At 73.9% G+C, this 5,524-nt stretch carries 3 protein-coding genes and 2 tRNA genes; 3 read left to right on the top strand and 2 right to left on the bottom strand.

From position 1 onward, the window contains the following. The 3 genes from VM889_01410 to VM889_01400 form a co-directional block, all read left to right on the top strand. Positions 1–1,476: hypothetical protein (locus VM889_01410; protein ID HVL47193.1), on the top strand; the 1,476-nt coding region annotated here is incomplete at its 5' end. A gap of 117 nt (positions 1,477–1,593) precedes the next feature. Next, entirely contained in the window at positions 1,594–2,712 is a 1,119-nt protein-coding gene (locus VM889_01405; protein HVL47192.1) for a tetratricopeptide repeat protein, read from the top strand. Between the two features lie 71 nt (positions 2,713–2,783). After that, positions 2,784–4,553 carry a hypothetical protein gene (locus tag VM889_01400; protein HVL47191.1) on the top strand — a complete coding sequence of 590 codons (1,770 nt, stop codon included), beginning with the start codon at positions 2,784–2,786 and terminating at the stop codon, positions 4,551–4,553. A 60-nt stretch (positions 4,554–4,613) separates the two neighbouring features. Here VM889_01400 and VM889_01395 read toward each other — a convergent pair. Beyond that, positions 4,614–4,685: transfer RNA gene (locus VM889_01395), tRNA-Ala, on the bottom strand. 132 nt (positions 4,686–4,817) lie between these two features. Next, positions 4,818–4,891: transfer RNA gene (locus VM889_01390), tRNA-Arg, on the bottom strand. Positions 4,892–5,524 lie beyond the last annotated feature (633 nt).

Here is a 5,524-nt window from a genome sequence, read left to right as displayed (position 1 = left end):
GTGTCCGCAACGAATGCGTGGGGCCTCGAAGGGCCGCGCTCGGCGACCGTCACGGCGACGCCGCTGCCGCCCGTCCCCGCCCAGCCCTCGAACCTCGCCGCGAGCGCCCGCGACGGGGGCCTCGCGCTCTCGTGGGACCCGGCCCTCCGCGCCGTCACGTACGTGGTGTACCGCGACGGCGTCCGCCTCGCCGAGGTCGCGGTCCCGCGCCACGACGACGCGGTCGCCCCGGGGTCCCTCCACCGGTACGCGGTGAGTGGAAAGAACCTCGCGGGGGAAGGCCCGCGGTCCGCGGAGATCGAGGCCCGCGCCCGCTTCGCCGCGCCCGCGAACCTGCAGGGCGTCGCGGGCGACGCGCGCGCGACGCTCTCGTGGAACCCGGTCGAGGGCGCGACGACCTATCGGGTCTCGCGCGACGGCGTCGTCCACGCGGTGACGGCTGGGCCCTTCTTCAGCGAGGCGCCTCTCGAGAACGGCCGCGCCTACGCGTACCGCGTCTCCGCGATGGCCGGCGCGACGCCGGGCGACGAGACCCCGGCCCTCGTCCTCACGCCCGCGTCGCCGTGCCTTCCAACTCCGCAGCCGGAGGCCGAGGTCGTGGAGCCGAAGGACCACGCGACGGTGGAGGCGAGCTGCGACGGCGGCCTCAGCTGGATCCCGCTCGCGACGGCCCCGAGCCGGCCCGTGAGGACCGTCGCCACCCCTCCCGACGCCTGGACCGCGCGCGAGATGCCCCTTGCGGGCCTGCGGTGCGTCGAGGCGGCCGCCGGAGGTCTCCTCATCGGCTTCCGCTGGGTGTCGGACGCGGTGGACGACGGGAACCGCGGATGGGCGATCGACGACGTGGCGGTGCGCGCGGGGCCCGATCAAGGGGTGTGGGGATTCGAGCGCGGCGTCTACGACGTCGTCATCGCGGGCTCCCACGCTCGGCACGCGGCCCTCGACCACGCAGGCCTTCCCGCGAGCTTCGCCGCGTTCGCAGGGACGGGCGGTCGCGTCGTGGTCCTCGGATCCGACCACGCCGCGGGCGCGTGGCTGAGCGGCCTCGTCGCCGCTTCGGCGAGGGATCGCGTTCCCGCGACCATCTCCCTTGCGCGCACGCACGCGCTTGCGGCCTTCCCCCATCCGCTGTTCGCCTCCCTCCCGTGGCCGCTTGCGGCGAAGGCCTGGGACGTGGATGGCGCGCCGGACGCCGACCGCGTCGCGGTCGAGGGCGACGCGACCCTCCTTGCCGTCGCGAACCGCGCCGTGATCCTGAGCGCCGTGGTGCCGGGATCCTTCTCCGCCTCTGAGCAGGCGGCATGGTGGGAGAACGTGCTCACGCACGGGCGGTACCGGAGCCCCTGGCTCGACGAGGGGTCCGCGGTCCCGCCCGGCGTCGCGGTCGCGAGCGCGCGCCGCCTCCTCGTGCTCGACGTCGCGCTCGAAGGGCCCCCGACGCCGATCCTCGTGGAGGCCATCGTGACGCGGTGGTGAGCGCCGCCCGCGCCCGTCGTGGCCGGCATCCGAGACATGTCGTGGCATGGTAAAGTGTCGCAAGCTTGAAGCCCTCGCCGCGCGAAGGGTCCTCAACCACGGGGTTGAGGCACCACCATGCGTACCAGCGTAAGCGCCGTCGGGGCCGGTCGCGCGAACATCCTTCGGGCGTGCGTCGCGGCGGCCGCCTTCCTCCTCGTCGTCGCGCCGGTCGCAAGCGCCGCCTCCGCGACCGCGACGCCGAGGCTCGTGGAGCCCGGCGACCGCGTCCTGCTCGAATACCACGGCGATCCTCTTCCCGTCGTTGGCGGTCTCGTCGCGGAGGGGGAGGTCACGTGCTTCGTCGTCGCCCCCGACGGCAGCACGACGAGCCCATGCGACCGCTCGGGCTCCGCGCTCACGCTGCGGCTTGCGGCGGGCACGCCTCCGGAGGCGAGCGTCACGATCGTCGCGCCTTCCCTGTCGGGCGTGTACCGTGTCGTGTTCGACGTCGCAAGCGCGCTTCCCTCCCTGTCGCAGGGTCGCGCCGCCGAAACCACGTTCAGCGTTCTTGCTCCCGCAACGGGGACGGATGGCGCGACGCTCGATGGCGCCGCTTTCGGCGATGGATCGACGGCATCCGCGAACAGCGGAGCCGTGGCGCCCGCGATGCCCGGCCTGCCGATCTCATGGCCGCTTGCCGCGCTCATCCTGCTCGCCGTCCTCGCGCTCCTCGTCGCCCTCGCCCTCGCGCACCGCGGTCGACGGAGCAAGCCCGCGCACGCCCTTGCCGCCACGTCCGCGGGCGCGCCGAGGGCCATCGCGGGCCCCGTCGTGTTCGGGCCCGTCCGCGCGAGCGCGCCCGCCGCGCCGCTGCTCATGCGCGGCCGCGAGACGCTCGAGGAAGGGGATGCGGCGCGCGCCCTCGTCCTGTTCGACGCCGCGACCGACCTCGAGCCCCGCTCGCCGCTTGCGCGCCTCGGTCGCGGCCTCGCGCTCGAGCGCCTCGGCCGCGACGAGGAGGCCCGCGCGGAGATCGCGCGCGCCGCCGCGACGGCGCCCGCCGAGCCGTCCGTGTTCTACCACCAGGCGCGGCTCCTCGTCGCGGGCGGCCGCGCGAAGGACGCGGTGGCGAAGCTGCGCGTCGCGCTCAACCTCGACCCGGCCCTCGCGCCGACGGCGCGCGGCGACCGCGCATTTGCGGCCCTCGCGCAGGACGACGCGTTCCGTCGTATCGTCGGCACCGGGGCCGACTGAGGCCGCAAGGCCCGACAAGAGGCCCCAACCGATTTAGCGACCCCGGGTCGCTGGGATCGCGGAGGCCTTCCATGCGAGCCCTGCCGATCGTCGTCCTCGCGCTCGCAGCCGCGGTCGCGGGCTGCCTCGGCACCTTCCGGTACGACTACCTCGTCGAGCCCGAGTCCGAGGAGGCGGGGCGATCCGCCCTCGACGCGCAAGGGCAGGCCAACTGCGTCGCGGAGGCGCTCGTCGGTTCGGAAACGGCGGCCTGCCCGCTCGAAACCACCGGCTCGGACCACCCCGCGGTCGGCATCCTCGTCCTCGACGCGTTCTACGCGACGACCGCGGGCCCCTCGCAGCCCGTCCCGCTCGCGGAAGCCGTCGGCGGCTACGACCCGACGGACCCGAACGCGGGGCGGCCCGACCAGCTCGCGCATGATGCGCTGCGCGGCATGAACCTCGCGCGCGCCTCCGGCGGAATCGCGCCCGACGTCATCCCGCCAGGGCCGGGCCAATTCGTCGCGCTCCTCGGCTGGTGGAACAACCTCGACGACGACGCGACGATCGACGTGCGCACGAACGCGGAGACGGACGAGCAGGGTCAGCCTCGCTGGAACACGTCGAACGAGTGGATTCCCGTCGTCGACGCCTCGCCCATCGGGTTCCTCGAGCCGGGATCCCGGCCCGTCGCGACCTCGACGATGCGGCCGGGTCCGCACGAGCCGGATTTCGAGCTCGCCTTCATCGCTTCCGCGAGCGCGTACGCGACCGGCACCGCGCCCATCCTGTTCGCGGACGGGTCGCTCGCGCAGACGTTCCGTTCCATCGTCGTCTCGAAGTCGCACCCCGTCCCCGCCGCGGGCACGGGCCTTCCCTTCACGCCGCTTCCGGGCGCGCGCGTGGACATCGATGACTACGCGGCCATCGCGCCGGGCCCCGTCGCCGCGCTCTACGCGTCGAGCCTCGCCCCCGCGATGAACGACGTCGGGTCGCCGAGCGTCGGTTCATGCCCCGACGGGTGCGAGGTGCAGCGCGCGCCGACCACGGGCACGCCCGCGGACGCGGTGACAACGCTTGCGGCGGGCGCCCTCTGGTCGCCCTACCCGCGCGAGTGGGACCACGGTCAAGGCGGCTCGGGCGCGGGCCGCGTCGAGGACTACCGCGCCGCGTACCACGACTGGATCGACCTCTTGCCGAAGACGAAGGTCATGTACGACGAGACCCCGCCCGCGCGCGACACCGCGCCGCTCGTGGGCGGCCAGCGCGGCGGCGCGCCGACGATGGCGCCCGGCCTCTTCACGGCCGAGGTGCGCGTCGGCCTCTTCCACGACCACGACGGCGACGGCTTCGTGGGCTCGGCGGGACCCGATCCCTACGAATCCGGCCGCCGCCCGCTCCCCGACGACTACGCGCGCTCGAACGGCGAGTACCTTCCGCTTACGCCTAGGCTTCCGAACCCCGGATTCGACGGCTTCACGTTCTTCTTCAACGTCACGCTCGTCCCGCACGACACGTGGGGGGCGGGCGTCGTTCTCGCGACCTGGCACCAGCCCGTGGACCGCGCGCTCGGACGCGACCGCGACGACGCCTGCTACGAGCCCACGATGGCCCCCGCGTGCGCGGACGCCTCGCGCGCGATCGTCACCGGGCGCGAGCCCGTCACGCTCCAGCTCGGGGCCGTCATCGGGTCGCCAGGCTTCTTCGCGACGGACCGCTCCATCCTCATGCCGGAAGGCTCCCCCGGTTTCACGGTCTGCACCGAACCGCTCCACCTCGCGTGGACGACCGCCGACGGCGAGGCGCGCGACGCGTGGGTGCGCGACTGCGACCGCATCGCGCGCTGGACGCCCGCGCCATAGCCCACCGACGCAGCGCCCGCGCTCGCGGTCAGGGTCGAGAAAAGGTCCCGAGAACGAGAGTGGACGCTGTGGGATTTGAACCCACGGCCTCTTCCTTGCGAAGGAAGCGATCTACCGCTGATCTAAGCGCCCTTTGCGAATGCGCCGGCGAGCCGGCGCAACCCCGCGCCACGCCGGTCTCCGGCGCCCCGCGGGCGAGCCGTCAAAGCGGTTCGCCCTATTTAGCCGTTGCCCGCCGGTCTCCCAGCGGATCAGGTCGGCAAGCGAGCGTGGAGGGATTCGAACCCTCGTCACAGGCTCCGGAGGCCCGAAGGATATCCAAGCTACCCCACACGCCCGTTGTGTGCACCGCCGCGATGCCGCGTCGCGTCCTTAATCGTTTCTTGCCTCGGGCTCCGGAGGCCCCGAGGCGCCCGCAGGCGCCGAGGCGCGGACGAAGCGCCGCGAAGCGGCGGTTCGTCCAGCGCGAAGGATATCCAAGCTACCCCACACGCCCGTTGTGTGCACCGCCGCGATGCCGCGTTGTGGCTTTAACCGTTTCTTCGTGAGGATTGTCTCGCTCACCGAGTCCGGGCTCGGGCGCCGGGCCTCGGGACCGGGATTCGGGTCCGGGTCCGGGTGTCGGGACCGGGCGCCGGGAATCGGGACCGGGATTCGGGTCCGGGCGTCGGGCGTCGGGACCGGGCGCCGGGCCTCGGGACCGGGATTCGGGTCCGGGTCCGGGTGTCGGGACCGGGACCGGGACCGCGACCGGTGTTCGCGCCCGGATTCGCGCGTTTCGCCGGCTCAGGGGGCAGCCACGCGCGCCCCCCACACGCGCCCGCGAAAGGGGGCCGTGAAACACGGGCACCGTTCGAGAGAGAACGCGGGTCTCGGCGGGGGTCCAGGGGCGGAGCCCCTGGCGCTGGGGGGTGAGCCGCAGCGTCACGCCGCTGCGGTGGCGACGTTCTGCGGAACGTCTTCACCTTGCG

It is taken from the genome of Candidatus Thermoplasmatota archaeon (assembly GCA_035540375.1).
Classification (GTDB): domain Archaea; phylum Thermoplasmatota; class SW-10-69-26; order JACQPN01; family JAJPHT01; genus DATLGO01.
Note: the sequence above shows the minus strand (reverse complement) of the source record. Positions and strands in the feature narration are given on the sequence as shown.